Annotated in this window: 22 protein-coding genes, 2 tRNA genes, 2 rRNA genes and 1 other annotated feature; of the genes, 19 read left to right on the top strand and 7 right to left on the bottom strand. The window is 54.9% G+C overall.

The genetic code is table 11. From position 1 onward, the window contains the following. Positions 1-384 precede the first annotated feature (384 nt). The 4 genes from yqaB to luxS all read left to right on the top strand — a co-directional run bounded on the left by yqaB (position 385) and on the right by luxS (position 3,678). Positions 385-951 (top strand): fructose-1-phosphate/6-phosphogluconate phosphatase, encoded by a 567-nt coding sequence (yqaB, locus tag C1N84_RS04500; protein WP_264442090.1) that lies wholly within the window; start codon positions 385-387, stop codon positions 949-951. After that, a complete protein-coding gene (locus tag C1N84_RS04505) occupies positions 948-1,376 on the top strand; it encodes a YqaA family protein (protein WP_264442093.1) in 429 nt (142 codons plus the stop codon). Before yqaB ends, C1N84_RS04505 begins: the two co-directional genes overlap by 4 nt. A gap of 31 nt (positions 1,377-1,407) precedes the next feature. Then, on the top strand, positions 1,408-3,012 hold the full coding sequence (gene gshA, locus C1N84_RS04510) for a glutamate--cysteine ligase (protein ID WP_021507329.1): 1,605 nt from the start codon (positions 1,408-1,410) through the stop codon (positions 3,010-3,012). Between the two features lie 150 nt (positions 3,013-3,162). Beyond that, positions 3,163-3,678, top strand: a complete 516-nt coding sequence (gene luxS, locus C1N84_RS04515; RefSeq protein WP_010617126.1) for an S-ribosylhomocysteine lyase — start codon at positions 3,163-3,165, stop codon at positions 3,676-3,678. Positions 3,679-3,735: 57 nt separating this feature from the next. Here the strand turns inward: luxS and C1N84_RS04520 are convergent, their stop codons facing one another. Both C1N84_RS04520 and C1N84_RS04525 read right to left on the bottom strand, forming a co-directional pair. Continuing rightward, complete coding sequence (locus C1N84_RS04520) at positions 3,736-5,022, bottom strand: HlyC/CorC family transporter (protein WP_058776006.1); 1,287 nt, start codon at positions 5,020-5,022, stop codon at positions 3,736-3,738. A gap of 13 nt (positions 5,023-5,035) precedes the next feature. Then, positions 5,036-5,830 carry a cytochrome C assembly family protein gene (locus tag C1N84_RS04525; RefSeq protein WP_010617128.1) on the bottom strand — a complete coding sequence of 265 codons (795 nt, stop codon included), beginning with the start codon at positions 5,828-5,830 and terminating at the stop codon, positions 5,036-5,038. A gap of 166 nt (positions 5,831-5,996) precedes the next feature. Here C1N84_RS04525 and ffh point away from each other — a divergent pair, with 166 nt between their 5' ends. From ffh to rplS, 5 genes are all read left to right on the top strand, one after another. Beyond that, positions 5,997-7,358: a signal recognition particle protein gene (ffh, locus tag C1N84_RS04530; protein ID WP_021507327.1), complete on the top strand. Its 1,362-nt coding sequence runs from the start codon at positions 5,997-5,999 to the stop codon at positions 7,356-7,358. 142 nt (positions 7,359-7,500) lie between these two features. Beyond that, on the top strand, positions 7,501-7,749 hold the full coding sequence (rpsP, locus tag C1N84_RS04535; RefSeq protein ID WP_007893313.1) for a 30S ribosomal protein S16: 249 nt from the start codon (positions 7,501-7,503) through the stop codon (positions 7,747-7,749). Between the two features lie 18 nt (positions 7,750-7,767). Next, positions 7,768-8,316, top strand: coding sequence for a ribosome maturation factor RimM (rimM, locus tag C1N84_RS04540; RefSeq protein WP_264442100.1), 549 nt, complete (start codon positions 7,768-7,770; stop codon positions 8,314-8,316). A gap of 35 nt (positions 8,317-8,351) precedes the next feature. After that, the gene (gene trmD / locus C1N84_RS04545) at positions 8,352-9,116 is read left to right on the top strand and encodes a tRNA (guanosine(37)-N1)-methyltransferase TrmD (RefSeq protein WP_021507325.1); all 765 of its coding nucleotides are present in this window, start codon (positions 8,352-8,354) and stop codon (positions 9,114-9,116) included. 42 nt (positions 9,117-9,158) lie between these two features. Then, positions 9,159-9,509, top strand: a complete 351-nt coding sequence (gene rplS / locus C1N84_RS04550; RefSeq protein ID WP_021507324.1) for a 50S ribosomal protein L19 — start codon at positions 9,159-9,161, stop codon at positions 9,507-9,509. A gap of 57 nt (positions 9,510-9,566) precedes the next feature. Here the strand turns inward: rplS and C1N84_RS04555 are convergent, their stop codons facing one another. Continuing rightward, positions 9,567-10,088, bottom strand: a complete 522-nt coding sequence (locus tag C1N84_RS04555; RefSeq protein WP_264442104.1) for a GNAT family N-acetyltransferase — start codon at positions 10,086-10,088, stop codon at positions 9,567-9,569. Positions 10,089-10,391: 303 nt separating this feature from the next. Here C1N84_RS04555 and C1N84_RS04560 point away from each other — a divergent pair, with 303 nt between their 5' ends. Both C1N84_RS04560 and tyrA read left to right on the top strand, forming a co-directional pair. Beyond that, a complete protein-coding gene (locus tag C1N84_RS04560; RefSeq protein ID WP_021507322.1) occupies positions 10,392-11,471 on the top strand; it encodes a 3-deoxy-7-phosphoheptulonate synthase in 1,080 nt (359 codons plus the stop codon). Positions 11,472-11,477: 6 nt separating this feature from the next. Beyond that, entirely contained in the window at positions 11,478-12,599 is a 1,122-nt protein-coding gene (gene tyrA, locus C1N84_RS04565; RefSeq protein WP_021507321.1) for a bifunctional chorismate mutase/prephenate dehydrogenase, read from the top strand. 33 nt (positions 12,600-12,632) lie between these two features. Here the strand turns inward: tyrA and pheA are convergent, their stop codons facing one another. From pheA to raiA, 3 genes are all read right to left on the bottom strand, one after another. Then, positions 12,633-13,796, bottom strand: a complete 1,164-nt coding sequence (pheA, locus tag C1N84_RS04570; RefSeq protein WP_021507320.1) for a bifunctional chorismate mutase/prephenate dehydratase — start codon at positions 13,794-13,796, stop codon at positions 12,633-12,635. Positions 13,797-13,818: 22 nt separating this feature from the next. Continuing rightward, positions 13,819-13,943 (bottom strand) — a sequence feature (Phe leader region). Further along, entirely contained in the window at positions 13,895-13,942 is a 48-nt protein-coding gene (gene pheL, locus C1N84_RS04575) for a pheA operon leader peptide PheL (RefSeq protein WP_121497579.1), read from the bottom strand. Its footprint overlaps the feature before it by 48 nt. Before the next feature lie 97 nt (positions 13,944-14,040). Beyond that, positions 14,041-14,367, bottom strand: a complete 327-nt coding sequence (raiA, locus tag C1N84_RS04580) for a ribosome-associated translation inhibitor RaiA (RefSeq protein ID WP_021507319.1) — start codon at positions 14,365-14,367, stop codon at positions 14,041-14,043. A 64-nt stretch (positions 14,368-14,431) separates the two neighbouring features. Between raiA and C1N84_RS04585 the strand changes: the two genes are divergently transcribed. Continuing rightward, the gene (locus C1N84_RS04585) at positions 14,432-14,623 is read left to right on the top strand and encodes a hypothetical protein (protein WP_021507318.1); all 192 of its coding nucleotides are present in this window, start codon (positions 14,432-14,434) and stop codon (positions 14,621-14,623) included. Between the two features lie 11 nt (positions 14,624-14,634). Here the strand turns inward: C1N84_RS04585 and bamD are convergent, their stop codons facing one another. Continuing rightward, positions 14,635-15,375 carry an outer membrane protein assembly factor BamD gene (gene bamD / locus C1N84_RS04590; protein ID WP_058759616.1) on the bottom strand — a complete coding sequence of 247 codons (741 nt, stop codon included), beginning with the start codon at positions 15,373-15,375 and terminating at the stop codon, positions 14,635-14,637. Between the two features lie 129 nt (positions 15,376-15,504). Between bamD and rluD the strand changes: the two genes are divergently transcribed. The 7 genes from rluD to C1N84_RS04625 all read left to right on the top strand — a co-directional run bounded on the left by rluD (position 15,505) and on the right by C1N84_RS04625 (position 25,399). Then, positions 15,505-16,485: a 23S rRNA pseudouridine(1911/1915/1917) synthase RluD gene (gene rluD, locus C1N84_RS04595; protein ID WP_021507316.1), complete on the top strand. Its 981-nt coding sequence runs from the start codon at positions 15,505-15,507 to the stop codon at positions 16,483-16,485. Continuing rightward, positions 16,482-17,210: a purine nucleoside phosphorylase YfiH gene (gene yfiH / locus C1N84_RS04600; protein WP_264442110.1), complete on the top strand. Its 729-nt coding sequence runs from the start codon at positions 16,482-16,484 to the stop codon at positions 17,208-17,210. The genes rluD and yfiH overlap by 4 nt, the downstream gene beginning before the upstream one ends. Before the next feature lie 125 nt (positions 17,211-17,335). Beyond that, positions 17,336-19,909: an ATP-dependent chaperone ClpB gene (gene clpB / locus C1N84_RS04605; RefSeq protein ID WP_394541765.1), complete on the top strand. Its 2,574-nt coding sequence runs from the start codon at positions 17,336-17,338 to the stop codon at positions 19,907-19,909. A gap of 474 nt (positions 19,910-20,383) precedes the next feature. Next, positions 20,384-21,925: ribosomal RNA gene (locus C1N84_RS04610) — 16S ribosomal RNA — on the top strand. A 74-nt stretch (positions 21,926-21,999) separates the two neighbouring features. Further along, positions 22,000-22,076 (top strand) — tRNA-Ile (locus C1N84_RS04615). 144 nt (positions 22,077-22,220) lie between these two features. After that, positions 22,221-22,296 (top strand) — tRNA-Ala (locus C1N84_RS04620). Between the two features lie 199 nt (positions 22,297-22,495). After that, positions 22,496-25,399: ribosomal RNA gene (locus C1N84_RS04625) — 23S ribosomal RNA — on the top strand. The 16S and 23S rRNA genes sit together here with 2 tRNA genes alongside, the layout of an rRNA operon. Positions 25,400-25,602: the final 203 nt, after the last annotated feature.

Below are 25,602 nucleotides of genomic sequence, written 5' to 3' on the forward strand. Positions count from 1 at the left end.
GCCTCAGTGTGTCATGATGCGATAATCGTTCAGGACGTGCCAAGGAGGATAACGTTGCTTCAGCAACGGCCCGCAGGGTGAGGCGCCAGCCGAATCATCCTCCTGGATGCACCATCAAATAAAAAGCAAACTGCCCTTGTGCGCTGTTCCGCTTCATTCCTGACCCGTTTCAACATCCGCATTCCGAAAGATTTTCTCACGCGCCGTCTCCATCAAAAAATCACTGCATTTACCGCCATTTATCCCCGGTCGCGCGGTCTGACCTTATTCTGAAAAGGAAAATTGCTAATGCTTTCAAAGCATTTGCGGTTAAGCCTGCCTGGCGACAACCTGAGCGCATTACGCTAAAGTAATGGCTCATTTTGTGGTGTTAATGGAGTCACAATGTACGACCACTATGACGCCCTGATTTTCGATATGGACGGCACCATTCTTGATACCGAGCCGACACATCGAAAAGCCTGGCAGCAGGTGCTGAGCCGCTATGGTTTCACCATGGACGAAGAAAAGATGGTGGCATTCAACGGGGCACCCACCTGGCAACTGGCCCGCTATATTCTGGAACAGAATCAGGCGCAGCACGATCCGCATCAGCTGGCGGCAGAGAAAACGGCGGCATTGAAAGCGATGCTGCTGGAAGACGTGCGTCCGCTGCCGCTGATGCAGGTGGTCAAAGCCTATCACGGTCGCCGTCCGATGGCGGTTGGCACCGGCAGCGAACACAGCTTAGCCAAAGCGCTGCTGGAAGCGCTCAACGTTTATCATCTGTTTGATGCGGTAGTCGGCGCGGACGATGTCCAGCGTCATAAGCCGCAGCCTGATACCTTCTTACGCTGTGCAGAGCTGATGGGCGTTGCGCCTGCGCGCTGCGTGGTATTCGAGGATGCTGACTTTGGCGTGCAGGCAGCTAAAGTGGCGGGCATGGATGTGGTTGATGTTCGTTTACTGTGAATGAATTTCTGACGTATGGATCGTTATTCGGCAGTAGCTTTCTGAGTGCAACGCTGCTTCCGGGCAGCTCAGAAGCGGTGCTGATTGCGTTATTGATCGCCCAGAAAGGGTCGGTCTATGGATTGTTACTGGCTGCATCAGTGGGAAACACGCTGGGCGGCCTGACCAACATTCTTCTTGGTCGCCTGATGCCAGCAACAGGGCTGGGGCGATGGCACGACACAGCAATGACGTGGCTACAACGATGGGGACCCGCAGCGCTGCTGTTTAGCTGGCTGCCAGTGGTGGGCGATTTACTCTGCGTGCTCGCAGGGTGGTTGCGCTTCTCCTGGCTGCCCTGCGTGCTGTTTCTCGCCCTGGGTAAAACGCTGCGTTATATCGTTATCGCGACCGCCACTTTACAAGGTATGCAATGGTGGCATTGATTCGCACAGATTCGAGGCTACGGTTAACATTATGCTGAACAAAAATAAATTATTCACACAGCGGGAGGTTAATGTGATCCCGGACGTATCAAAAGCGCTCTCCTGGCTGGAAGCGCATCCCGACGCGTTAAAGGGTATCGGCCGTGGCATTGAACGTGAAACACTTCGCGTCCAGCCGAATGGTCATCTGGCTACCACTGGCCACCCTGAATCGCTGGGTTCAGCGCTGAAGCACGACTGGATTACCACCGATTTTGCTGAAACGCTGCTGGAGTTCATCACCCCGGTGGATCAGAACATCGATCGCTCCCTGGCGTTTCTGCGCGACATCCACCGTCACGTGGCACGCGAGCTGGGCGACGAGCGCATGTGGCCGTTCAGTATGCCGGGCTATGTTGAAGATGTGGACAACATTGAGCTGGCGCAGTACGGCAGCTCCAATATCGGCAAAATGAAAACCCTGTATCGTCAGGGGCTGAAAAACCGCTACAGCGCGCTGATGCAGATTATTTCTGGCGTGCACTATAACTTCTCGCTGCCGCTGTCGTTCTGGCAGGAGTGGGCGGATGTCAAAGACGCGGAGAGCGGCAAAGAGACCATCTCGGCGGGCTATCTGCGCCTGATTCGCAACTACTATCGCTACGGCTGGGTGATTCCTTATCTGTTTGGCGCTTCGCCAGCCATCTGCTCTTCCTTCCTGCAGGGACGGGAAAGTAAGCTGCCGTTCGAAACCAACGGCGAAGGAACATTGTGGCTGCCGTATGCCACGTCGCTGCGCCTGAGTGATTTGGGCTACACCAATAAATCACAAAGCGGGCTGGGCATTACCTTCAACTCGCTGGAAGGGTATGTCGCTGCGCTGAAAGCGGCGATCAAAACGCCGTCTGCCGAATATGCGGCGATGGGCACCAAAGACGCGGAAGGCAACTGGCTGCAGCTCAATACCAACGTGCTGCAAATCGAGAACGAACTGTACGCACCGATTCGTCCGAAACGCGTGACCCGCTCGGGTGAGGCGCCGTCCGATGCGCTGCTGCGCGGCGGCATTGAGTACATTGAAGTGCGTTCGCTGGACATCAACCCGTTCTCTGCCATCGGTGTGGATGCCGATCAGGCGCGCTTCCTCGACCTGTTCCTGATTTGGTGTACGCTGGCCGATGCGCCGGAGATGAGCGCAGATGAGCTGCTGTGCAGCCGGAAAAACTGGAACCGCGTGGTGCTGGAAGGGCGCAAGCCGGGTCAGGTGATCGGCGTGGGCTGCAGTGATACGGAACATCTGCTGGTTGATGTCGGTAAAGCGCTGTTTGCCGATCTGCGCCGGGTGGCTGAAGTGCTGGATAGCAACGACGGCAGCACGCAATATCAACAGGTTTGCGATCAACTGGTAGCGTCGTTTGACGATCCTGAGCTAACCTATTCGGCGCGCATTCTGCAAGCCATTAAAGAGCAGGGGCTGACCGGAGCTGGCGTGGCGCTGGCCGAGCAGTATCGTCATCTGCTGTGCGAAGAGCCGCTGGAAATTCTCACCGAAGCCGATTTTAGCCGTCAGGCGCAGGAGTCGGTGCTGAAACAGCAGCAGCTGGAGCAGAGTGATACACTGGATTTTGCCAGCTATCTGGCAGGTCGCGAAGGCTAGAAAAGAAAATGGCCACATCACTGTGGCCTAAATTAACATCTCTGTTGTCAGGGATGATGATAACAAATGCGCGTCTTTCATATATTCAGACGTTGGGCGAACAGAAAAGTTTCATCGTTTTAAAAAAAATCTCAAAACAGGAGGTGACGTATGCCACTACTGGATAGTTTTACTGTTGATCACACCATCATGGGCGCGCCAGCGGTACGCGTGGCGAAGACCATGAACACTCCGCATGGCGATACCATCACCGTTTTCGATCTGCGTTTCTGCCGTCCGAACATCGACATCCTGACCGAACGCGGCATCCACACGCTGGAGCACCTGTTCGCGGGCTTCATGCGTAACCACCTCAACGGTGACGGCGTGGAAATCGTCGATATCTCACCGATGGGCTGCCGCACCGGCTTCTATATGAGCCTGATTGGTACGCCAGACGAGCAGCGCGTGGCAAAAGCGTGGAAAGGCGCGATGGAAGATGTGCTGAAGGTAAAAGATCAGAACCAGATTCCGGAACTGAACGAATACCAGTGCGGCAGCTACAAGCTGCACTCGCTGGACGAAGCGCAGCAGATTGCGCGCAACGTGCTGGCGCACGACATTGGCGTCAACCGTAACGAAGATCTGAAGCTGCCGGCTGAAAAGCTGAAAGAGCTGCAACTCTAGTTGCCGCTTCAGCCATAAAAAACGCCGCGATTATCGCGGCGTTTTGTTTTTATCGTCTCAGGAACCGATGGACGCTTTCAGCGGCTGATGCGGCGTGATGCGCACCTGCTTCACCATGTTGTCCTGCACATCAAGAATATCAATGTTGTAATGGCCAACCTGTACTTGCGTGTCCATCTGCGGGATCTCTTCCAGCGCTTCCAGCAGCATACCGTTGATGGTGCGCGCTTCCTCTTCCGGCAGCGTCCAGTTGAAGGCCTTATTGATTTCCCGCACGTTGGCGCTGCCTTCAATCAGTACCGAACCGTCGTTTTGCGGCATCACTTCTTCGGCCAGTGACGGTGACATGGAGGTGGTAAAGTCGCCGACGATCTCTTCCAGAATATCTTCGATGGTAACCAGTCCTTTGATGTCGCCGTACTCATCGATCACCAGCCCCACTTTCTTCTTATTGCGCTGGAATTTTACCAGCTGCACGTTAAGAGGCGTACCTTCCGGCACGTAGTAGATTTCATCGGCAGCGCGCAGCAGTCGCTCTTTATTGAACTCTTTTTTCTCGGCCATCATACGCCACGCTTCGCGCACGCGCAGCATGCCAACGCTATCGTCCAGTGAGTCGCGGAACAGCACAATACGGCCATGCGGTGAGTTGCTTAGCTGACGCTCGATCGACTTCCACTCATCGTTGATATTGATGCCGACGATCTCATTGCGCGGCACCATGATGTCGTCAACGTTGACCTTCTCAAGGTCCAGCACCGATAGCAGCATGTCCTGGTTGCGGCGCGACATCAGCGAGCGGGATTCATACACGATGGTGCGCAGCTCTTCTTTGCTGAGAGCGGAGTTAATCGACCCTTCGGTCTTGATGCCCACCATGCGCATCAGAATGCGGGTAATGGTATTGAGCAGCCACACCAGCGGCAGCATCACGTACTGCAGCGGCGCCAGCAGAAAACTGCTGGGATACGCAACTTTTTCCGGATAGAGCGCAGCGACGGTTTTAGGCAGCACTTCGGCAAACACCAGCACCACGAAGGTCAGCACGCCAGTGGCGATGGCCACGCCGGCATCGCCGTACAGGCGCATACCGACAATGGTGCCGAGCGCCGAGGCGAGGATATTCACGAGGTTGTTGCCGATCAGCACCAGGCTAATCAGACGGTCGGGGCGACGCAGCAGTTTCTCAACGCGACGCGCGCTGCGGTTGCCGCTTTTGGCTTTGTGGCGCAGTTTGTAGCGGTTGAGCGTCATCATGCCGGTCTCTGAACCCGAGAAGTAGGCCGAGACCAGCACCATAATGATCAGCGTGATAATGAGCGTGGTGGTTGAAACATGTTCCAACGCAAAAATTCCTTTAGTGAGAGGTGAGCAGGTGCTGCAGAACGCGGCTGCCGAAATAGGCCATGGTCAGCAGCAGCGCACCGCCGCAGTTGAACCACACCACACGGCGACCGCGCCAGCCTTCATGATAGTGGCCCCACAGCAGCACGATGTAGACAAACCAGGCGATAATCGACAGCACCGCTTTATCAATGTTTTCCGGGCTGAACAGGTTATTCATAAAGAACAGGCCGGTGCACAGCACCAGCGTCAGCAATACCACGCCTATCTGCGTGATGTGGAACATCTTACGCTCAATGCTGAGCAGCGGCGGCATATCCTGGGTGAACGTCAGCTTTTTGTTCTTTAACTGATAGTCGATCCACGCCAGCTGCAGCGCATACAGCGCCGCGATGATCAGCGTGGCATAGGCAAACAGCGACAGACCGATGTGCACCATCATGCCAGGCGTGGTCTCAAGATGGGTGATAAAGGCGTTTGGCACAAAGGTGGCGAAGGCCAGATTGATCAGCGCAAAACTGTAAACAATCGGCAGCAGCAGCCAGCCGCGATTGCGCGACGCGACGATAGTCATGATGGCGCAGATGAGCAAACTGACCAGCGAACCAATATTCAGCAGGCTAAGGTTTTGTCCATTATCGACGGCAAATATGCGTTGCTGCAGCGCTACCGCATGGGCAATCAGCGCCACGCAGGCGGATAACACGGCAAAACGCCGCCAGCCGCTGTTGCGTTTCAGCAGGCTCGGAATGATCAATGCAAGACTGAGAGAGTAGGCGAACAGCGCCACGATCGCGAAAACGAACATAGATCCTTTCAGGTGTCGGTCAGATAAGGAAAAAAGCAGTATAGCGCCAGCGGCAGCAGGCTCCAAACGATCTCACGGTCAATTGCAGAGATCGGCCTGGCTTCGTGTTATAATCCGCCGCATTGTGTCGCCCTGGCGGCCTCGCTACGCTATTAAGTGAGAGAGCATGTTTGATAATTTAACCGATCGTTTGTCGCAAACCCTGCGCAATATCAGTGGCCGCGGAAGGCTGACCGAAGACAACATCAAAGATACGCTGCGCGAAGTGCGTATGGCGCTGCTGGAGGCCGACGTTGCGCTGCCGGTAGTGCGCGATTTCATTAACCGCGTGAAAGAAGCCGCGGTGGGGCAGGATGTAAACAAAAGCCTGACGCCGGGTCAGGAGTTTATCAAAATCGTGCGCAACGAACTGGTTGCGGCGATGGGGGCCGAAAATAACGCGCTGAACCTTAATGCTCAGCCGCCGGCCGTGGTGCTGATGGCGGGCCTGCAGGGTGCCGGTAAAACCACCAGCGTCGGTAAGCTTGGTAAATTCCTGCGCGAAAAGCACAAGAAAAAGGTGCTGGTGGTGTCTGCGGACGTCTACCGCCCGGCGGCGATCAAACAGCTGGAAACCCTGGCGCAGCAGGTCGGTGTGGATTTCTGTCCGTCCGACCTCAGCCAGAAGCCGGTGGATATCGTTAACAACGCGCTGAAAGAAGCCCGACTGCAGTTCTACGATGTGCTGCTGGTGGATACCGCCGGCCGTCTGCACGTTGACGAAGCGATGATGGATGAGATCAAACAGGTGCACGCCGCGATCAATCCGGTTGAAACGCTGTTTGTTGTCGATGCCATGACCGGTCAGGATGCCGCCAATACCGCGAAAGCGTTCAACGAAGCGCTGCCGCTCACCGGTGTGATCCTGACCAAGGTCGACGGCGATGCGCGCGGCGGTGCGGCGCTGTCGATTCGTCACATCACTGGCAAGCCAATCAAATTCATGGGGATGGGCGAGAAGACCGATGCGCTGGAAGCGTTCTATCCGGACCGTATTGCATCGCGCATTCTCGGCATGGGCGACGTGCTGTCGCTGATTGAAGATATCGAGAGCAAAGTTGACCGCGAGCAGGCGGAAAAGCTGGCGAAGAAGCTGAAAACCGGCGACGGCTTTGATCTCAACGACTTCCTGGAGCAGCTTAAGCAGATGCGCAACATGGGCGGCATGGCCAGCCTGATGGGCAAACTGCCGGGCATGGGCCAGCTGCCGGATAACGTTAAATCGCAGATGGATGACAAAGTGCTGGTGCGCATGGAAGCCATCATCAATTCGATGACGCGCAAAGAGCGTGAGAAGCCAGAGATCATCAAAGGTTCGCGCAAGCGCCGTATCGCTACCGGTTCCGGTATGCAGGTGCAGGACGTCAACCGGCTGCTGAAGCAGTTTGATGATATGCAGCGCATGATGAAGAAAATGAAGAAGGGTGGCATGGCCAAAATGATGCGTGGCATGAAAGGCATGATGCCGCCAGGATTCCCCGGCCGCTAAGGCGACACAGCCCGAACCAGAAAAGTGAGACACTCAGGTTGCTTTTTGCGCCAAAATGAGTAAAATTTTCGGGCTTTTTATATTGCACCCGGGCCCCGTTCCTCGATGGGGCCCGGTTGTTTTATTAACTAAAGAGGATGTTATGGTAACCATTCGTTTGGCACGTCACGGCGCTAAAAAGCGTCCGTTCTATCAGGTCGTCGTCACTGACAGCCGCAATGCTCGCAACGGTCGTTTCATCGAGCGCGTAGGTTTCTTCAACCCGATCGCTTCTGGTCAGGCTGAAGGTCTGCGTCTGGATCTGGACCGTATTGAGCACTGGGTTGGCCAGGGCGCAACGCTTTCTGATCGCGTTAACGCGCTGATCAAAGAAGCAAAAAAAGCAGCTTAATCTGTCACGGTGGTGAGCATGAGCAGTAAACCTGCCGCACAGCCTCCCGTTAACCCAATCATTCTGGGCAAAATGGGTGCCGCTTACGGAATTCGGGGTTGGCTCAAAGTGTTTTCCTCCACTGAAGACGCTGAAAGCATCTTCGACTATCAACCCTGGTTTATCCAGTGCGCCGGTCAATGGCAGCAGGTCGAGCTTGAGGGTTGGAAGCACCACAATCAGGACCTGATCATCAAAGTCAAAGGCATTGACGATCGGGACGCTGCAGCACAGTTGACCAATTGCGAAATTACGGTTGACTCCACGCAGCTGCCGGCGCTGGAAGAGGGCGATTACTACTGGAAAGACCTGATGGGTTGCAAAGTGGTAAACCTCGACGGCTACGAGATGGGCAAAGTCATTGATTTGATGGAGACCGGCTCGAACGACGTTCTCGTCGTAAAGGCAAACCTGAAAGATGCATTCGGTGTACAGGAGCGGTTAATACCGTTTCTTGATGAACAGGTTATCAAGAAAGTCGATCTCGCTACTGGCACCATTGAAGTAGACTGGGATCCTGGTTTTTGATCTCCGGACAATCCGGTAACGTAACGGCGAACGCGATGTGGATTGGTGTTATTAGCCTGTTTCCTGAGATGTTTCGCGCTATTACCGAGTACGGGGTAACTGGCCGGGCAGTAAAGAATGGCCTGCTCAACATAGAGAGCTGGAGTCCACGTGACTTCACGCACGACCGGCACCGTACCGTGGACGATCGTCCTTACGGCGGCGGACCGGGTATGTTGATGATGGTGCAACCCTTACGGGATGCTATCCACGCAGCGAAAGCGGCGGCGGGAGAAGGCGCTAAGGTGATTTATCTTTCACCTCAGGGTCGCAAACTTGACCAGCAAGGCGTTTGCGAACTGGCGACCAGCCAGAAGTTAATTCTGGTTTGCGGTCGTTATGAAGGGATAGATGAGCGTGTGATTCACACTGAGATTGATGAAGAATGGTCAATCGGTGATTACGTGCTCAGTGGCGGTGAGCTGCCAGCGATGACGTTAATTGACTCGGTCGCCCGGTTTATTCCTGGCGTGCTGGGGAAACAGGCGTCAGCCGATGAGGATTCGTTCTCGGAAGGTTTGCTGGATTGCCCGCACTATACCCGACCTGAAGTGTTAGAAGGGATGGAGGTTCCGCCAGTTCTGCTGTCGGGCAACCATGCCGATATTCGCCGCTGGCGCCTGAAACAGTCGCTGGGCCGTACCTGGCTAAGAAGACCTGAACTTCTGGAAAACCTGGCTCTGACTGAAGAGCAAGCAAGGTTGCTAAGTGAGTTCCAGCGGGAACATCAGCAGCAACAAAACGATGAGGTGGAAGAGTAATCTTCCCTGACTATCAGTTTACCCAGGATAAGAGATTTAATTATGAGCAACATTATCAAGCAACTTGAACAAGAGCAGATGAAACAGGACGTACCTTCCTTCCGTCCGGGTGATTCCGTGGAAGTGAAAGTATGGGTCGTTGAAGGTTCTAAGAAACGTCTGCAGGCATTCGAGGGCGTGGTTATCGCTATTCGTAACCGCGGTCTGCACTCTGCATTCACTGTTCGCAAGATTTCTAACGGCGAAGGCGTTGAGCGTGTCTTCCAGACTCACTCTCCGGTAATTGACAGCATCACTGTCAAACGTCGTGGTGCTGTGCGTAAAGCCAAACTGTACTACCTGCGTGAGCGTACCGGTAAGTCAGCTCGTATCAAAGAGCGTCTTGGCGCGTAAGCGACATCCTAAAGTTAATAGCAAACAAGGGGTTGGCCATAAGGCCAGCCCCTTTTTTTATGGGCGTCTGAGGTGATAGATCGCCGTGTTGACCGGCCCGCTCTCCAGCACAATCAACCCGTATCGGTAATCCACAAACGAGAAGCCGCTGCGCAGGGCCACGGCGCGGCTGGCGTGATTCTCTTCTGCAGCAAGAATTTCCAGCACAGCAATATGTGGCTGGGCGAACGCCAGATTCACCAGCTGTGCCACCGCCCGGCGGGCAACGCCCTGTTGCTGCGCCTCGCTGCGAACCCAGTAACCCAGCGCACTGAACTCACCGGGCTGGCGCGCATAACGTAAGCCAGCACCGCCCAGCAATCGATCGTTGCCATCGACAATCGCGAACTCTTCAGCTTCACCCTTTTGACGCTGCAGATGGGTGAAGTTGATCCAGCTCACGGCTTCATCGACGCTGTAATCTGTGTGTGCCCATACCATCCACGGCAGCAGGCTGTTCAGAGACTGATTAACGGCATGCGTAAATGCTTCGGCATCCTGCAGAATAAAAGGACGCAGCGCGACTTCAGGGATGGACATAAAGCGATCCTGAATTAATCAAATGGATAACAGCATGTTAGCGATATCGTAAGGAAAAAACATCTGGCCTGGTCAGATGGATGTAATTATAACTTTACACTTTTGTTTGATGGAACTTACAGGCTTTAATGTTGTTAACTTAATGATTTATATATTTTAATTAACTTTTATTTTGTAGTTTAAAAGAGGGTGGTAATAAAAGTGTACATGCATGGATTGCATGATTTACATGCTGTGGTAAAGTAAGCGTCATCCTCAGTGAGGATCGTAAAACCGCATAACGAGTGAAAAAGGATCGCCATCATGCAAAAAGACGCGCTGAACAATGTGCATATCGCCGACGAACAGATTTTAATCACGCCACAGGAACTGAAAGCGAAGTTCCCGCTGACTGCGGCGCAGGAAGCGCAAATTGCCGCTTCCCGCCAGACTATCGCGGATATCATCGCGGGTCGCGATCCGCGTCTGCTGGTGGTGTGCGGTCCCTGCTCGATCCACGATACCGAAGCCGCACTGGATTACGCTCGTCAGTTACAAACACTCTCTGCACAGTTGAAGGATCAGCTGTATATCGTTATGCGCGTCTATTTTGAAAAACCCCGTACCACCGTCGGCTGGAAAGGGTTAATCAACGATCCTTACATGAACAACTCGTTTGATATGGAAGCCGGCCTGCACATTGCGCGTCAGCTGCTGGTCAATCTGGTGGAGATGGGCCTGCCGCTGGCCACCGAAGCGCTCGACCCCAATAGCCCGCAATACCTCGGCGATCTGTTTAGCTGGTCGGCGATTGGGGCGCGTACCACAGAATCGCAGACGCACCGTGAAATGGCGTCTGGCCTGTCGATGCCGGTGGGCTTTAAAAACGGTACCGATGGCAGCCTCGGCACTGCAATCAACGCCATGCGCGCCGCTGCGATGCCGCACCGCTTTGTCGGTATTAACCAGGCCGGTCAGGTATGCCTGCTGCAAACCCAGGGCAACCCGGATGGTCACGTGATTCTGCGCGGCGGTAAAGCGCCAAACTACGGCCCGGAAGATGTCGCGCAGTGCGAAAAAGAGATGCTGAAAGCGGGACTGCGTCCGGCCTTAATGATAGATTGCAGCCATGGCAATTCTAACAAAGACTATCGCCGTCAGCCTGGCGTAGCCGAATCGGCTATCGCGCAGATTAAAGATGGAAACCGCTCCATCATTGGCCTGATGCTGGAAAGTAATATTCACGAAGGCAACCAGTCTTCTGAGCAACCGCGTAGCGAGATGAAGTACGGGGTTTCCGTCACTGATGCCTGCATCAACTGGGAAACCACTGAAACTTTGCTGCGTGAAATCCATCGGGATCTGCAGGGAGTGCTGTCGGCGCGTCTGTCACACGAGGTGTAATGAGTCATGGTGGCTGAACTGACCGCGCTGCGCGATCAAATTGATGAAGTAGATAAAGCCCTGCTGGGGCTGCTGGCAAAACGACTGGCGCTGGTGGCCGAAGTCGGCGAAGTCAAAAGCCGCTACGGTTTACCGATTTATGTGCCTGAGCGCGAGGCCAGTATGCTGGCGTCGCGTCGTCAGGAAGCGGAAGCGCTCGGCGTGTCGCCGGACCTGATCGAAGATGTACTGCGTCGTCTGATGCGTGAATCCTATGCGCATGAAAATGACAAAGGCTTCAAAACGCTGTGTCCTGAACTGCGTCCGGTGGTGATTGTCGGCGGCGGCGGTCAGATGGGACGTCTGTTCGAGAAGATGCTGACGCTCTCCGGCTATCAGGTGCGTATTCTTGATAAAGATGACTGGCCGCGCGCGGATGAACTGCTGCACGATGCGGGCATGGTGATCATCAGCGTGCCGATCCATCTGACCGAACAGATCATTGCCGATCTGCCAGCGCTGCCTGATGACTGCATTCTGGTGGATCTGGCGTCGGTGAAGAACCGTCCGCTGCAGGCGATGCTGGCGGCGCACAGCGGCCCGGTACTGGGACTGCATCCGATGTTCGGTCCGGACAGCGGCAGCCTGGCGAAGCAGGTGGTGGTATGGTGCGATGGCCGTCAGCCGGAAGCCTATCAGTGGTTCCTGGAGCAGATTCAGGTGTGGGGCGCGCGCTTACACCGCATCAGTGCGGTTGAGCACGATCAAAACATGGCGTTCATTCAGGCGCTGCGCCACTTCGCCACGTTTGCTTACGGTTTGCATCTGGCGGAAGAGAACGTCAATCTGGATCAACTGCTGGCGCTGTCCTCGCCTATCTATCGCCTCGAACTGGCGATGGTAGGACGGCTGTTTGCGCAGGACCCGCAGCTGTACGCCGACATCATCATGTCGTCGGAAAGTAATCTGGCGCTGATTAAACGCTACTATCAGCGTTTTGGTGAAGCCATCACGCTGCTGGAGCAGGGCGATAAACAGGCGTTCATCAACAGCTTTGAGCGTGTGGAACACTGGTTTGGTGACTACGCGAAACGCTTCCTTGTCGAGAGCCGCAGCATGCTGCGCTCCGCCAACGACAGTCGCCAGTAATGATTAAGGCATCCGCGAGGATGCCTTTTTGTTTTACAGACGCGGTTCTACCGGTACCACGTTCTCACCGGGATAACAGCCTAACACCTTCAGTGAACGCGTGAGCGCGCGCAGTTCTTCCAGCGCCTGCTGCATATTCTCCGACTGCAGATTGCCCTGCACATCAATGTAAAACATCTCTTCCCACGGGTTACCGTTGATTGGCCGGTTTTCCAGCTTGCTCATGATCAGATTGTGATTACGCAACACCAGCAGTGCTTCAACCAGTGCGCCGGCCTGCTGGCCCGTCGCCATAATCAGCGTGGTTTTGGCCGGTACCTGGCTGGAGACTTCAATCGGTTTACGCGCGAGCACAATGAAGCGGGTATGATTCTGCTGCTGATTCGCCAGATTGCGCTCCAGCACCTGCAGACCATACAGCTCACCGCCGGCTTCGCTGCCCAGCGCGGCCACGTGCGGCGAGTTCATCGCGGCTACTTTTTCCATCGCCGCCGCCGTGCTTTCGGTGTATTCGATTTTCCACTGCGGGAAGCGGTTGATGAACTGGCTGCACTGCTGGAACGGCTGCGGATGGCTATACACCGTTTCAATCTGCTGCAAATCGGTATTACCGCTAACCAGCACGCAGTGTTCGATAGGAATGGTCAGCTCGCCGACGATCGACAGCGACGTTTGCTGCAGCAGATCGTACACGTCATTGATCGAGCCGGAGCTGGTGTTCTCAATCGGCATCACCGCGTAATCCGCCTGACCGCTTTCAACCTGCTGAATGATGTCGTGGAATTTCAGACACCCCATTTCCACCATCGAATCGAAGTGGCGCGTGGCGTATTTACGGGCGGCAAGGTGCGAGTAGGAGCCTTTTGGGCCGAGGAAGGCGATGCGCGGCGCGTGCGCATGTGGATGATTCAGGTTTTTCTGCAGAAGCGCCTGCTGGGTCAGCACCGAATCCTCAATCACTAACTGGAACAGGCGCGTGATGTAGTGCGCATCCAGCTGATGTTTTTTACCCAGCGCGATGAGATTTTCCAGCAGGGCGCGTTCGCGCTCGACGTCACGAATCGGGCGATGGGTGGCCAGCTTGGCCTGCGCTACCTCAACGGCCAGCGCGCGCCGTTCAGCCAGCAGCGTTAACAGCCTGGCATCGACAGCGCTGATCTTATCGCGTAACGCCAGCAGCGGATTCTCGGGATTCATAGGGCTCACCTGTAAAATGTCCAATAAAAAAGCCTCCCGGTTGGGAGGCTTTGTTGTTCGTCTTCGCATTCATTTTCACACGACGAATCGCCTCCCAATCAGGGGAAGGTAAAAAAGAATGCGAAGAAGAACGGCAGCAGTTTCATGATCAATTCCGGCAATAAAGTGAACTGAGAGTAACCGCACAGCTTAAAAGCTGTCAATAAAAAACGCGCCCGCAGGCGCGTTGCTGAATAGCGATAAATTACCCGGCAGGGGTGAAATCTTTAACACTGCTGGTGGCGCGCCGTGCTTCAGGCTTGTGCTGTGCTTTATTTAGCTGGCGCTCCAGCTTGGCGATCAAGTCATTGATGGCCGTATACATATCATCGTGTTTCGCGCTGGCGACCAGCGTGCCGTTTGGCGTGTTAATGGTGGCATCGGCCACAAATTCTTTCGGCTCTTTCGATAACACAATGTGCGGATTTATCAGGTGGGTTTGCCATTTTTCCAGCTTGGCGAGACGGTCTTCGACATGGTTGCGGATTGCCGCAGTGATTTCCATTTGTTTGCTGGTAATGTTCAGAATCATAGTTAAACCTCTCTGTCATTTCCGTCTGGGTAGGACCAGCATACCGCGCAAATCAGGAAAATGTGTGATCTGGATCACATTGGAATGTCACTTTTTGTCAATGCCAGCGAATTGTGAGAAAGGCCGGGAAAAGGGCGAAAAAAGCTTGATGCACAGCGGGGACAGGGGCAAGATTGATGAGTTAACCGTAGCGGAAAAACCCGTTGCAGACGGTTTTCTGACCAAAAAAAAGCAGCCACAGCGGCTGCTTTTTTAATGGCACGAAAATCAGGACGCGCTATTCGCCGCAATGATTTTCGCGACTTTGTCGGCTTCCGTCGTCAGCTGCAGCTGGCGATAGGCATTTTCCATCAACGGCAGCGCGTCACGCGTGGCCTGGGTGTCCGGATAATCGCGCATCATACCTTCAACCCGATTAACAACGGCGACATAGGCACCGCGCTTGGTATAGAATTGCGCCACGGAGAGCTCATACTTCGCCAGGCGATCTTTCAGGAACGTCAGACGTTTCTGCGCATCTGCCGCGTACTGGCTGTTCGGATAGCCGCGCAGTAGCTGAGAGAAGTCACGGAATGCATCACGCGCATGGGTAGGATCGCGGTCGGAACGATCGATCCCGAAGAAGCCCTGCAGCGCGGAATCATCCAGTGCCATGTCCGTCAGGCCCTTCATATAGATCACGTAATCAATGTTAGGGTGCGTCGGGTTCAGGCGCATAAAGCGGGAAATGGCGGCTTGCGCCAGTGGCAGATCGGCATTTTTGTAGTACGCGTAGATCAAATCCAGCTGCACTTGCTGCGAGTAAGGACCAAACGGATAACGGTTATCCAGCGCTTCCAGTTGCTTAATCGCCGCTTTAAAGTTACCGTCCTGCAGCTTTTGCTGCGCTGTGGCGTAAATTTCAGACGGCGGGCTGTCCGGGACCGGGTCCGATGAGCCGGAACAGCCCACCAGTGCCAGGCTCAGGCTCAGTGTGGCAGCAGCCACCAGATGTTTCATACGCGTCATGACGAAATGATTATCCTCAAAGTGTTATGGCGGAAGCTGTCCGTATAGCTCCCGGTAATGACCAGTACGATAGCACATTATATTAAACGGCATCGCCGTGAAAACCCAACGTTAACGAAGAAGCTGTATATGGCACAACAAGTTCAACTCACCGCAACGGTGTCCGAAGCACAGCTTGGACAACGCTTAGATCAGACTTTGGCGGAATTGTTCCCTGATTATTCACGTTCCCGCATAAAAGAGTGGATCCTTGAGCGTCGGGTCAGCGTCAACGGCACCATCATCGATAAACCGAAAGAGAAAGTACTCGGCGGTGAGCGGGTGGCGATTGATGCCGAGATCGAAGAGGAGCAGCGCTGGGAAGCGCAAAATATTCCGCTGGATATCGTTTATGAAGATGACCACATCCTGGTGATCAACAAACCGCGCGACTTAGTGGTCCACCCTGGCGCCGGTAATCCGGACGGCACGGTACTGAATGCGCTGCTTTATCACTATCCGGCGATTGCCGACGTGCCGCGCGCCGGCATCGTGCACCGTCTGGATAAAGACACCACCGGACTAATGGTGGTAGCCAAAACGGTACCGGCGCAGACGCATCTGGTTGAAACGCTGCAGCTGCGTGAAATCACCCGCGAATATGAAGCGGTGGCGATTGGCACCATGACCGCTGGCGGTACGGTGAACGAGCCGATGGCGCGTCACTCTACCAAGCGTACCCACATGGCGGTGCATCCGATGGGTAAACCGGCGACAACCCACTATCGCATCATGGAGCATTTCCGCGCCCATACGCGTTTACGCCTGCGCCTGGAAACCGGCCGTACTCACCAGATTCGCGTGCACATGGCGCACATTAATCATCCGCTGGTGGGCGATCCGCTGTACGGTGGTCGTCCGCGTCCGCCAAAGGGCGCTTCGGAGGCTTTTATCAGTACGCTGCGCGGTTTTGACCGCCAGGCGCTGCACGCCACTATGCTGCGTCTTTATCATCCGATCACCGGGATTGAGATGGAGTGGCACGCGCCATTGCCGCAGGACATGGTTGATCTGATTGAGGCACTGAAAGCCGATACCGACGAGTTCCGCGATCAGCTGGACTGGCTATGAGTGACTGGATCGTGCCGCAGTGGCCAGCGCCGGCGCGCGTGCAGGCTTATTCGACCACGCGGCACGGCGGCGTTAGCGCGGCGCCATGGGATTCCCTCAACCTCGGCGCGCACGTCGGGGACGAGGCGGATTGCGTGATGCACAATCGTCAGCGCGTGGTCGGGCAGCTGGCGCTACCGGCAATGCCGCAGTGGCTGGAGCAGGTACACGGCCAGACGGTGGCGCGTCTGCCGGCGGCTGCGGCCGTGCCGCGTGCCGATGCGGCGATAACGCGGGAAAGCGGCGTGGTCTGTGCAGTGATGACCGCCGACTGCCTGCCGGTGCTGTTTTGCAGCCATGATGGCAGCGAAGTTGCCGCGGCACATGCCGGCTGGCGCGGGTTGTGTCATGGGGTGCTGGAGCAAACGCTGGCACAGTTTCACTGCCCGGCGAGCGAGATTCATGTCTGGCTCGGTCCGGCGATTGGTCCACAGGCATTTGAAGTGGGGGCCGAGGTGCGCAGTGCGTTCCTGGCGCAGGATGCCGCTGCCGATGCGGCTTTTCGCCCGGCCGGTGAGAAATATTTTGCCGATATCTGGCTGCTGGCAACCCAGCGTCTGCAGGCCGCTGGCGTGCAATCTGTCACGGCTGAGAAGCGCTGTACCTATCAGGAAAGCGCCGATTTTTTCTCCTTCCGACGCGACGGAATCACCGGGCGTATGGCAACTTTGATTTGGCTGAGATAACCTTACGCCGCAAGACGATCCAGTAAGCGTATTTTTTGCTCACAACTCAGGTCATTAACCTTGAAAATTTGAGGGATGACCTCATTTAATCTCCAGTAGCATTTTGACCTGTAATGGGAGGAATCATGCGTCTGGATCGTCTTACCAACAAATTCCAGTTGGCCCTGGCCGATGCACAGTCCCTTGCTCTGGGACACGATAATCAATTCATCGAACCCCTGCACCTGATGAGCGCGCTGCTCAACCAGGAGGGCGGATCGGTACGTCCGCTGCTCAGTGCGGCGGGGACGGATGTCGCTAGCCTGCGTACCAGCATCGAACAAGCCATCAATCGTTTGCCACAGGTCGAAGGGACCGACGGCGACGTTCAGCCATCAGCGGATTTGGTCCGGGTACTGAATCTGTGCGACAAGCTGGCGCAAAAGCGCGGCGACAACTTTATTTCATCTGAATTATTTGTTCTGGCGGCCCTCGAATCGCGCGGCTCGCTGGCGGACTTACTGAAGTCTGCCGGTGCCACGGCGGACAAACTCGCTAAGGCCATCGAGCAACTGCGGGGAGGGGAAAACGTGAACGATCAGGGGGCTGAAGATCAGCGCCAGGCTTTGAAAAAATACACCATCGATCTGACGGAGCGCGCTGAGCTCGGCAAGTTAGATCCGGTTATCGGGCGTGACGAAGAGATTCGCCGCACCATTCAGGTATTGCAGCGTCGTACCAAAAACAACCCGGTGCTCATCGGTGAGCCGGGCGTCGGTAAAACCGCCATCGTTGAAGGGCTGGCGCAGCGCATCATTAACGGCGAAGTGCCGGAAGGGCTGAAAGGCCGGCGCGTTCTGGCGCTGGATATGGGCGCGCTGGTGGCCGGTGCGAAATATCGCGGCGAGTTTGAAGAGCGCCTGAAAGGCGTACTGAATGACCTTGCGAAGCAGGAAGGCAACGTCATTCTGTTTATCGATGAGCTGCATACCATGGTCGGCGCCGGTAAAGCCGACGGCGCGATGGATGCCGGCAACATGCTGAAGCCGGCGCTGGCGCGCGGTGAACTGCACTGCGTGGGTGCCACCACGCTGGATGAATATCGCCAGTACATTGAGAAAGATGCCGCGCTGGAGCGCCGTTTCCAGAAAGTGTTCGTCGCCGAACCGAGCGTGGAAGACACCATCGCCATTCTGCGTGGCCTGAAAGAGCGTTATGAGCTGCATCACCATGTGCAAATTACCGATCCGGCGATTGTCGCTGCGGCAACGTTGTCGCACCGCTATATTGCCGATCGCCAGTTGCCGGATAAAGCCATCGACCTGATTGATGAGGCGGCATCGAGTATTCGTTTGCAGATTGACTCCAAGCCGGAACCGCTCGATCGTCTCGAACGGCGTATCATCCAGCTCAAACTGGAGCAGCAGGCGCTGAAGAAAGAATCGGATGACGCCAGCGTTAAGCGTCTGGAGATGCTGGAAAGCGAGCTGGATCAGAAAGAGCGCGAATATGCTGAGCTCGAAGAAGAGTGGAAGGCGGAAAAAGCCTCGCTGACCGGCACGCAAAACATCAAAGCCGAGCTGGAGCAGGCGCGTCTGGCTATGGAGCAGGCACGGCGTGTGGGTGACCTTGGCCAGATGTCGGAACTGCAGTACGGCAAGATTCCGGAGCTGGAAAAACAGCTGGCAAGCGCCACGCAGGCGGAAGGTAAAACCATGAAGCTGTTACGCAACCGCGTAACGGATGTCGAGATCGCCGATGTGCTGGCGCGCTGGACCGGTATTCCGGTGGCCCGCATGATGGAAGGCGAGCGCGATAAACTGTTGCGGATGGAGCAGGAGCTGCATGCCCGGGTTATCGGCCAGGACGAAGCGGTTGAAGCAGTATCGAACGCCATTCGCCGTAGCCGCGCCGGTTTGTCTGACCCGAACCGGCCGATCGGATCGTTCCTGTTCCTTGGACCGACCGGTGTCGGTAAAACCGAGTTGTGCAAGGCGCTGGCTAATTTCCTGTTCGATAGCGATGACGCGATGGTGCGTATCGACATGTCGGAATTCATGGAGAAACATTCGGTGTCGCGTCTGGTCGGGGCACCTCCAGGCTACGTTGGTTATGAAGAGGGCGGTTACCTGACAGAGGCGGTGCGTCGTCGCCCTTACTCGGTGATTTTGCTGGATGAGGTGGAAAAAGCGCATCCGGATGTGTTCAACATTCTGCTGCAGGTGCTGGATGATGGGCGTCTGACCGATGGTCAGGGGCGCACCGTGGACTTCCGCAATACCGTGGTGATTATGACATCTAACCTCGGTTCGGATCTGATTCAGGAACGTTTCGGCGCGCTTGATTACGCGGAAATGAAAGATGTGGTGATGACGGTCGTCGGACACCATTTCCGTCCAGAGTTTATCAACCGTATTGATGAGGTGGTGGTATTCCATCCGCTGGGTGAAAAACATATTGCCTCGATTGCGCAGATTCAGCTGCAGCGGCTGTATCAGCGTCTGGAAGAGCGCGGTTATCAGCTGCACATTTCCGACGCGGCGCTGAAACTGCTGGGCGAAAATGGTTACGATCCGGTTTACGGCGCGCGGCCATTGAAACGGGCTATTCAGCAGCAGATTGAAAACCCGCTGGCGCAGAAGATTTTGTCTGGCGCGCTGGTTCCGGGAAAAACCATCGAAATGGATGTGCAGGACGATGCCATCGTCGCACATCAATAACGCAACGTGACAAAAACGGGCCTCAGGGCCCGTTTTTTTATGCTGTTTCGCAAGAATTAGCTGGTTTTTGCAACGTGTTGCCTGGAAAGTGAGCGGTCGCGCAAAAACTGCAAATTAGCGCTTGTCAGGCGAAACGAAGTCCCTATAATGCGCCACCACTGAGACGGCAAAGCGGCAACGCAGGCGGCTCAGCAGGGTGTGAAGCGATTCACCCCGCCGGAGAAAAACGCTGAAAAAAGTGTTTGACTCTGAAGGAGGAAAGCGTAATATACGCCACCTCGCGACAGCAGGCCGAACGCCGCGTCGCACCGCTCTTTAACAATTTATCAGACAATCTGTGTGGGCACTCGCAGGATTGATATCACAAGCCTACGGGCTTTAAAAAATATCAAGTCTTTGCTGAGTGAACACGTAATTCATTACGAAGTTTAATTCACAGAGCATCGCTGCACTCGTTGCAGCAAATCAAACTTTAAATTGAAGAGTTTGATCATGGCTCAGATTGAACGCTGGCGGCAGGCCTAACACATGCAAGTCGAACGGCAGCACAGAAGAGCTTGCTCTTTGGGTGGCGAGTGGCGGACGGGTGAGTAATGTCTGGGAAACTGCCCGATGGAGGGGGATAACTACTGGAAACGGTAGCTAATACCGCATAACGTCGCAAGACCAAAGTGGGGGACCTTCGGGCCTCACACCATCGGATGTGCCCAGATGGGATTAGCTAGTAGGTGGGGTAATGGCTCACCTAGGCGACGATCCCTAGCTGGTCTGAGAGGATGACCAGCCACACTGGAACTGAGACACGGTCCAGACTCCTACGGGAGGCAGCAGTGGGGAATATTGCACAATGGGCGCAAGCCTGATGCAGCCATGCCGCGTGTATGAAGAAGGCCTTCGGGTTGTAAAGTACTTTCAGCGGGGAGGAAGGCGGTGAGGTTAATAACCTTGCCGATTGACGTTACCCGCAGAAGAAGCACCGGCTAACTCCGTGCCAGCAGCCGCGGTAATACGGAGGGTGCAAGCGTTAATCGGAATTACTGGGCGTAAAGCGCACGCAGGCGGTCTGTTAAGTCAGATGTGAAATCCCCGGGCTTAACCTGGGAACTGCATTTGAAACTGGCAGGCTTGAGTCTCGTAGAGGGGGGTAGAATTCCAGGTGTAGCGGTGAAATGCGTAGAGATCTGGAGGAATACCGGTGGCGAAGGCGGCCCCCTGGACGAAGACTGACGCTCAGGTGCGAAAGCGTGGGGAGCAAACAGGATTAGATACCCTGGTAGTCCACGCCGTAAACGATGTCGACTTGGAGGTTGTGCCCTTGAGGCGTGGCTTCCGGAGCTAACGCGTTAAGTCGACCGCCTGGGGAGTACGGCCGCAAGGTTAAAACTCAAATGAATTGACGGGGGCCCGCACAAGCGGTGGAGCATGTGGTTTAATTCGATGCAACGCGAAGAACCTTACCTGGCCTTGACATCCAGAGAACTTAGCAGAGATGCTTTGGTGCCTTCGGGAACTCTGAGACAGGTGCTGCATGGCTGTCGTCAGCTCGTGTTGTGAAATGTTGGGTTAAGTCCCGCAACGAGCGCAACCCTTATCCTTTGTTGCCAGCGGTTCGGCCGGGAACTCAAAGGAGACTGCCGGTGATAAACCGGAGGAAGGTGGGGATGACGTCAAGTCATCATGGCCCTTACGGCCAGGGCTACACACGTGCTACAATGGCGCATACAAAGAGAAGCGACCTCGCGAGAGCAAGCGGACCTCATAAAGTGCGTCGTAGTCCGGATTGGAGTCTGCAACTCGACTCCATGAAGTCGGAATCGCTAGTAATCGTAGATCAGAATGCTACGGTGAATACGTTCCCGGGCCTTGTACACACCGCCCGTCACACCATGGGAGTGGGTTGCAAAAGAAGTAGGTAGCTTAACCTTCGGGAGGGCGCTTACCACTTTGTGATTCATGACTGGGGTGAAGTCGTAACAAGGTAACCGTAGGGGAACCTGCGGTTGGATCACCTCCTTACCTGAAGATACCTTCCCGCGAAGTGCTCACACAGATTGTCTGATAGAAAAGTAACGAGCAGAAAAAACCTCTACAGGCTTGTAGCTCAGGTGGTTAGAGCGCACCCCTGATAAGGGTGAGGTCGGTGGTTCAAGTCCACTCAGGCCTACCAGATTCGCACTCATGCGGCGTTATGCACTCGGTCGTTTACCCAAGTAAACTTCCCTCCTGCATGCCTTGCCTGAGCACGAATTGCCGTGGTTAAAACACGGAACTCCTGGTGAGTGGTAGTAGATGGTCTCTGCAGTGACTGTATGGGGCTATAGCTCAGCTGGGAGAGCGCCTGCCTTGCACGCAGGAGGTCAGCGGTTCGATCCCGCTTAGCTCCACCATTACAGTACTGAAACTTACTTCAGAGTATACCGGCGACGGTGTGCTGCGAAGTATTTGCTCTTTAACAATCCGGAACAAGCTGAAAATTTGAAACGACGCGTCGTGTTCATTCTCCGTAATAAGAATGAAATTTACGATGCGTTCGAGTCTCTCAAATGCTTGCAGTCCGCAGCGTTGCAAAACGCCTGTGGGTTGTGAGGTTAAGCGACTAAGCGTACACGGTGGATGCCCTGGCAGTCAGAGGCGATGAAGGACGTGCTAATCTGCGAAAAGCGACGGTAAGGTGATATGAACCGCTACAGCCGTCGATGTCCGAATGGGGAAACCCAATGCACTTGTGCATTATCGTTAACTGAATACATAGGTTAACGAGGCGAACCGGGGGAACTGAAACATCTAAGTACCCCGAGGAAAAGAAATCAACCGAGATTCCCCCAGTAGCGGCGAGCGAACGGGGAGCAGCCCAGGACCTGAATCAGCTTGTGCATCAGTGGAAGCGTCTGGAAAGTCGCGCGATACCGGGTGACAGCCCCGTACACGAAGATGCATGAGCTGTGAGTCCGACGAGTAGGGCGGGACACGTGGTATCCTGTCTGAACATGGGGGGACCATCCTCCAAGGCTAAATACTCCTGACTGACCGATAGTGAACCAGTACCGTGAGGGAAAGGCGAAAAGAACCCCGGCGAGGGGAGTGAAACAGAACCTGAAACCGTGTACGTACAAGCAGTGGGAGCCTACCTGTTAGGTGACTGCGTACCTTTTGTATAATGGGTCAGCGACTTATATTCTGTAGCAAGGTTAACCGCATAGGGGAGCCGAAGGGAAACCGAGTCTTAATTGGGCGTTAAGTTGCAGGGTATAGACCCGAAACCCGGTGATCTAGCCATGGGCAGGTTGAAGGTTGGGTAACACTAACTGGAGGACCGAACCGACTAATGTTGAAAAATTAGCGGATGACTTGTGGCTGGGGGTGAAAGGCCAATCAAACCGGGAGATAGCTGGTTCTCCCCGAAAGCTATTTAGGTAGCGCCTCGTGAACTCATCTCCGGGGGTAGAGCACTGTTTCGGCTAGGGGGCCATCCCGGCTTACCAACCCGATGCAAACTGCGAATACCGGAGAATGTTATCACGGGAGACACACGGCGGGTGCTAACGTCCGTCGTGAAGAGGGAAACAACCCAGACCGCCAGCTAAGGTCCCAAAGTCATGGTTAAGTGGGAAACGATGTGGGAAGGCACAGACAGCCAGGATGTTGGCTTAGAAGCAGCCATCATTTAAAGAAAGCGTAATAGCTCACTGGTCGAGTCGGCCTGCGCGGAAGATGTAACGGGGCTAAACCATGCACCGAAGCTGCGGCAGCGACACTATGTGTTGTTGGGTAGGGGAGCGTTCTGTAAGCCGCTGAAGGTGTGCTGTGAGGCATGCTGGAGGTATCAGAAGTGCGAATGCTGACATAAGTAACGATAAAGCGGGTGAAAAGCCCGCTCGCCGGAAGACCAAGGGTTCCTGTCCAACGTTAATCGGGGCAGGGTGAGTCGACCCCTAAGGCGAGGCTGAAAAGCGTAGTCGATGGGAAACAGGTTAATATTCCTGTACTTGGTGTTACTGCGAAGGGGGGACGGAGAAGGCTAGGTTATCCGGGCGACGGTTGTCCCGGTTTAAGCGTGCAGGTGTGAAGACCAGGCAAATCCGGTCTTCTTTAACACTGAGGCGTGACGACGAGCCGCTACGGCGGTGAAGTAACTGATGCCCTGCTTCCAGGAAAAGCCTCTAAGCTCCAGGTAACACGAAATCGTACCCCAAACCGACACAGGTGGTCAGGTAGAGAATACCAAGGCGCTTGAGAGAACTCGGGTGAAGGAACTAGGCAAAATGGTGCCGTAACTTCGGGAGAAGGCACGCTGGCGCGTAGGTGAAGGGACTTGCTCCCGGAGCCGAGGCCAGTCGAAGATACCAGCTGGCTGCAACTGTTTATTAAAAACACAGCACTGTGCAAACACGAAAGTGGACGTATACGGTGTGACGCCTGCCCGGTGCCGGAAGGTTAATTGATGGGGTTATCCGCAAGGAGAAGCTCTTGATCGAAGCCCCGGTAAACGGCGGCCGTAACTATAACGGTCCTAAGGTAGCGAAATTCCTTGTCGGGTAAGTTCCGACCTGCACGAATGGCGTAATGATGGCCAGGCTGTCTCCACCCGAGACTCAGTGAAATTGAAATCGCTGTGAAGATGCAGTGTACCCGCGGCAAGACGGAAAGACCCCGTGAACCTTTACTATAGCTTGACACTGAACATTGAGCCTTGATGTGTAGGATAGGTGGGAGGCTTTGAAGCGCGGACGCCAGTCTGCGTGGAGCCAACCTTGAAATACCACCCTTTAATGTTTGATGTTCTAACGTAGGCCCGTGATCCGGGCTGCGGACAGTGTCTGGTGGGTAGTTTGACTGGGGCGGTCTCCTCCCAAAGCGTAACGGAGGAGCACGAAGGTTGGCTAATCCTGGTCGGACATCAGGAGGTTAGTGCAATGGCATAAGCCAGCTTGACTGCGAGAGTGACGGCTCGAGCAGGTGCGAAAGCAGGTCATAGTGATCCGGTGGTTCTGAATGGAAGGGCCATCGCTCAACGGATAAAAGGTACTCCGGGGATAACAGGCTGATACCGCCCAAGAGTTCATATCGACGGCGGTGTTTGGCACCTCGATGTCGGCTCATCACATCCTGGGGCTGAAGTAGGTCCCAAGGGTACGGCTGTTCGCCGTTTAAAGTGGTACGCGAGCTGGGTTTAGAACGTCGTGAGACAGTTCGGTCCCTATCTGCCGTGGGCGCTGGAGAATTGAGGGGGGTTGCTCCTAGTACGAGAGGACCGGAGTGAACGCACCGCTGGTGTTCGGGTTGTCATGCCAATGGCACTGCCCGGTAGCTAAGTGCGGAAGAGATAAGTGCTGAAAGCATCTAAGCACGAAACTTGCCCCGAGATGAGTTCTCCCTGACCCTTTAAGGGTCCTGAAGGGACGTTGAAGACGACGACGTTGATAGGCCGGGTGTGTAAGCGCAGCGATGCGTTGAGCTAACCGGTACTAATGACCCGTGAGGCTTAACCTTACAACGCCAGAGGCGTTTTTGGTCCGAGAGACAGAAAGAATTTTCAGCTTGTGACGGAAAAATTAGCGGAAACGAAAGATTTTGCGCTGAGGCGAGGCGGCAGGCCGAAGGAAAGGAAGGAGCATACACGAGTATGTGACTGACTTTACGAGGGCGGACAACGCGGCATCAGTGAAAAAGATTCGTTTCGTGCACCAGAATTT

This window comes from Pantoea sp. SGAir0418 (assembly GCF_043529865.1).

Bases quoted from the DNA above. Each gene is read 5' to 3' on its own strand.
- rplS (WP_021507324.1), top strand. From the start codon at position 9,159: ATGAGCAACATTATCAAGCAACTTGAACAAGAGCAGATGAAACAGGAC.
- yfiH (WP_264442110.1), top strand. From the start codon at position 16,482: ATGAGTGACTGGATCGTGCCGCAGTGGCCAGCGCCGGCGCGCGTGCAG.
- C1N84_RS04560 (WP_021507322.1), top strand. From the start codon at position 10,392: ATGCAAAAAGACGCGCTGAACAATGTGCATATCGCCGACGAACAGATT.
- trmD (WP_021507325.1), top strand. From the start codon at position 8,352: ATGTGGATTGGTGTTATTAGCCTGTTTCCTGAGATGTTTCGCGCTATT.
- rimM (WP_264442100.1), top strand. From the start codon at position 7,768: ATGAGCAGTAAACCTGCCGCACAGCCTCCCGTTAACCCAATCATTCTG.
- tyrA (WP_021507321.1), top strand. From the start codon at position 11,478: ATGGTGGCTGAACTGACCGCGCTGCGCGATCAAATTGATGAAGTAGAT.
- bamD (WP_058759616.1), bottom strand. From the start codon at position 15,375: ATGACGCGTATGAAACATCTGGTGGCTGCTGCCACACTGAGCCTGAGC.
- gshA (WP_021507329.1), top strand. From the start codon at position 1,408: ATGCTGAACAAAAATAAATTATTCACACAGCGGGAGGTTAATGTGATC.
- pheA (WP_021507320.1), bottom strand. From the start codon at position 13,796: ATGAATCCCGAGAATCCGCTGCTGGCGTTACGCGATAAGATCAGCGCT.
- clpB (WP_394541765.1), top strand. From the start codon at position 17,336: ATGCGTCTGGATCGTCTTACCAACAAATTCCAGTTGGCCCTGGCCGAT.
- C1N84_RS04555 (WP_264442104.1), bottom strand. From the start codon at position 10,088: ATGTCCATCCCTGAAGTCGCGCTGCGTCCTTTTATTCTGCAGGATGCC.
- yqaB (WP_264442090.1), top strand. From the start codon at position 385: ATGTACGACCACTATGACGCCCTGATTTTCGATATGGACGGCACCATT.
- rluD (WP_021507316.1), top strand. From the start codon at position 15,505: ATGGCACAACAAGTTCAACTCACCGCAACGGTGTCCGAAGCACAGCTT.
- luxS (WP_010617126.1), top strand. From the start codon at position 3,163: ATGCCACTACTGGATAGTTTTACTGTTGATCACACCATCATGGGCGCG.
- rpsP (WP_007893313.1), top strand. From the start codon at position 7,501: ATGGTAACCATTCGTTTGGCACGTCACGGCGCTAAAAAGCGTCCGTTC.
- raiA (WP_021507319.1), bottom strand. From the start codon at position 14,367: ATGATTCTGAACATTACCAGCAAACAAATGGAAATCACTGCGGCAATC.
- C1N84_RS04525 (WP_010617128.1), bottom strand. From the start codon at position 5,830: ATGTTCGTTTTCGCGATCGTGGCGCTGTTCGCCTACTCTCTCAGTCTT.
- ffh (WP_021507327.1), top strand. From the start codon at position 5,997: ATGTTTGATAATTTAACCGATCGTTTGTCGCAAACCCTGCGCAATATC.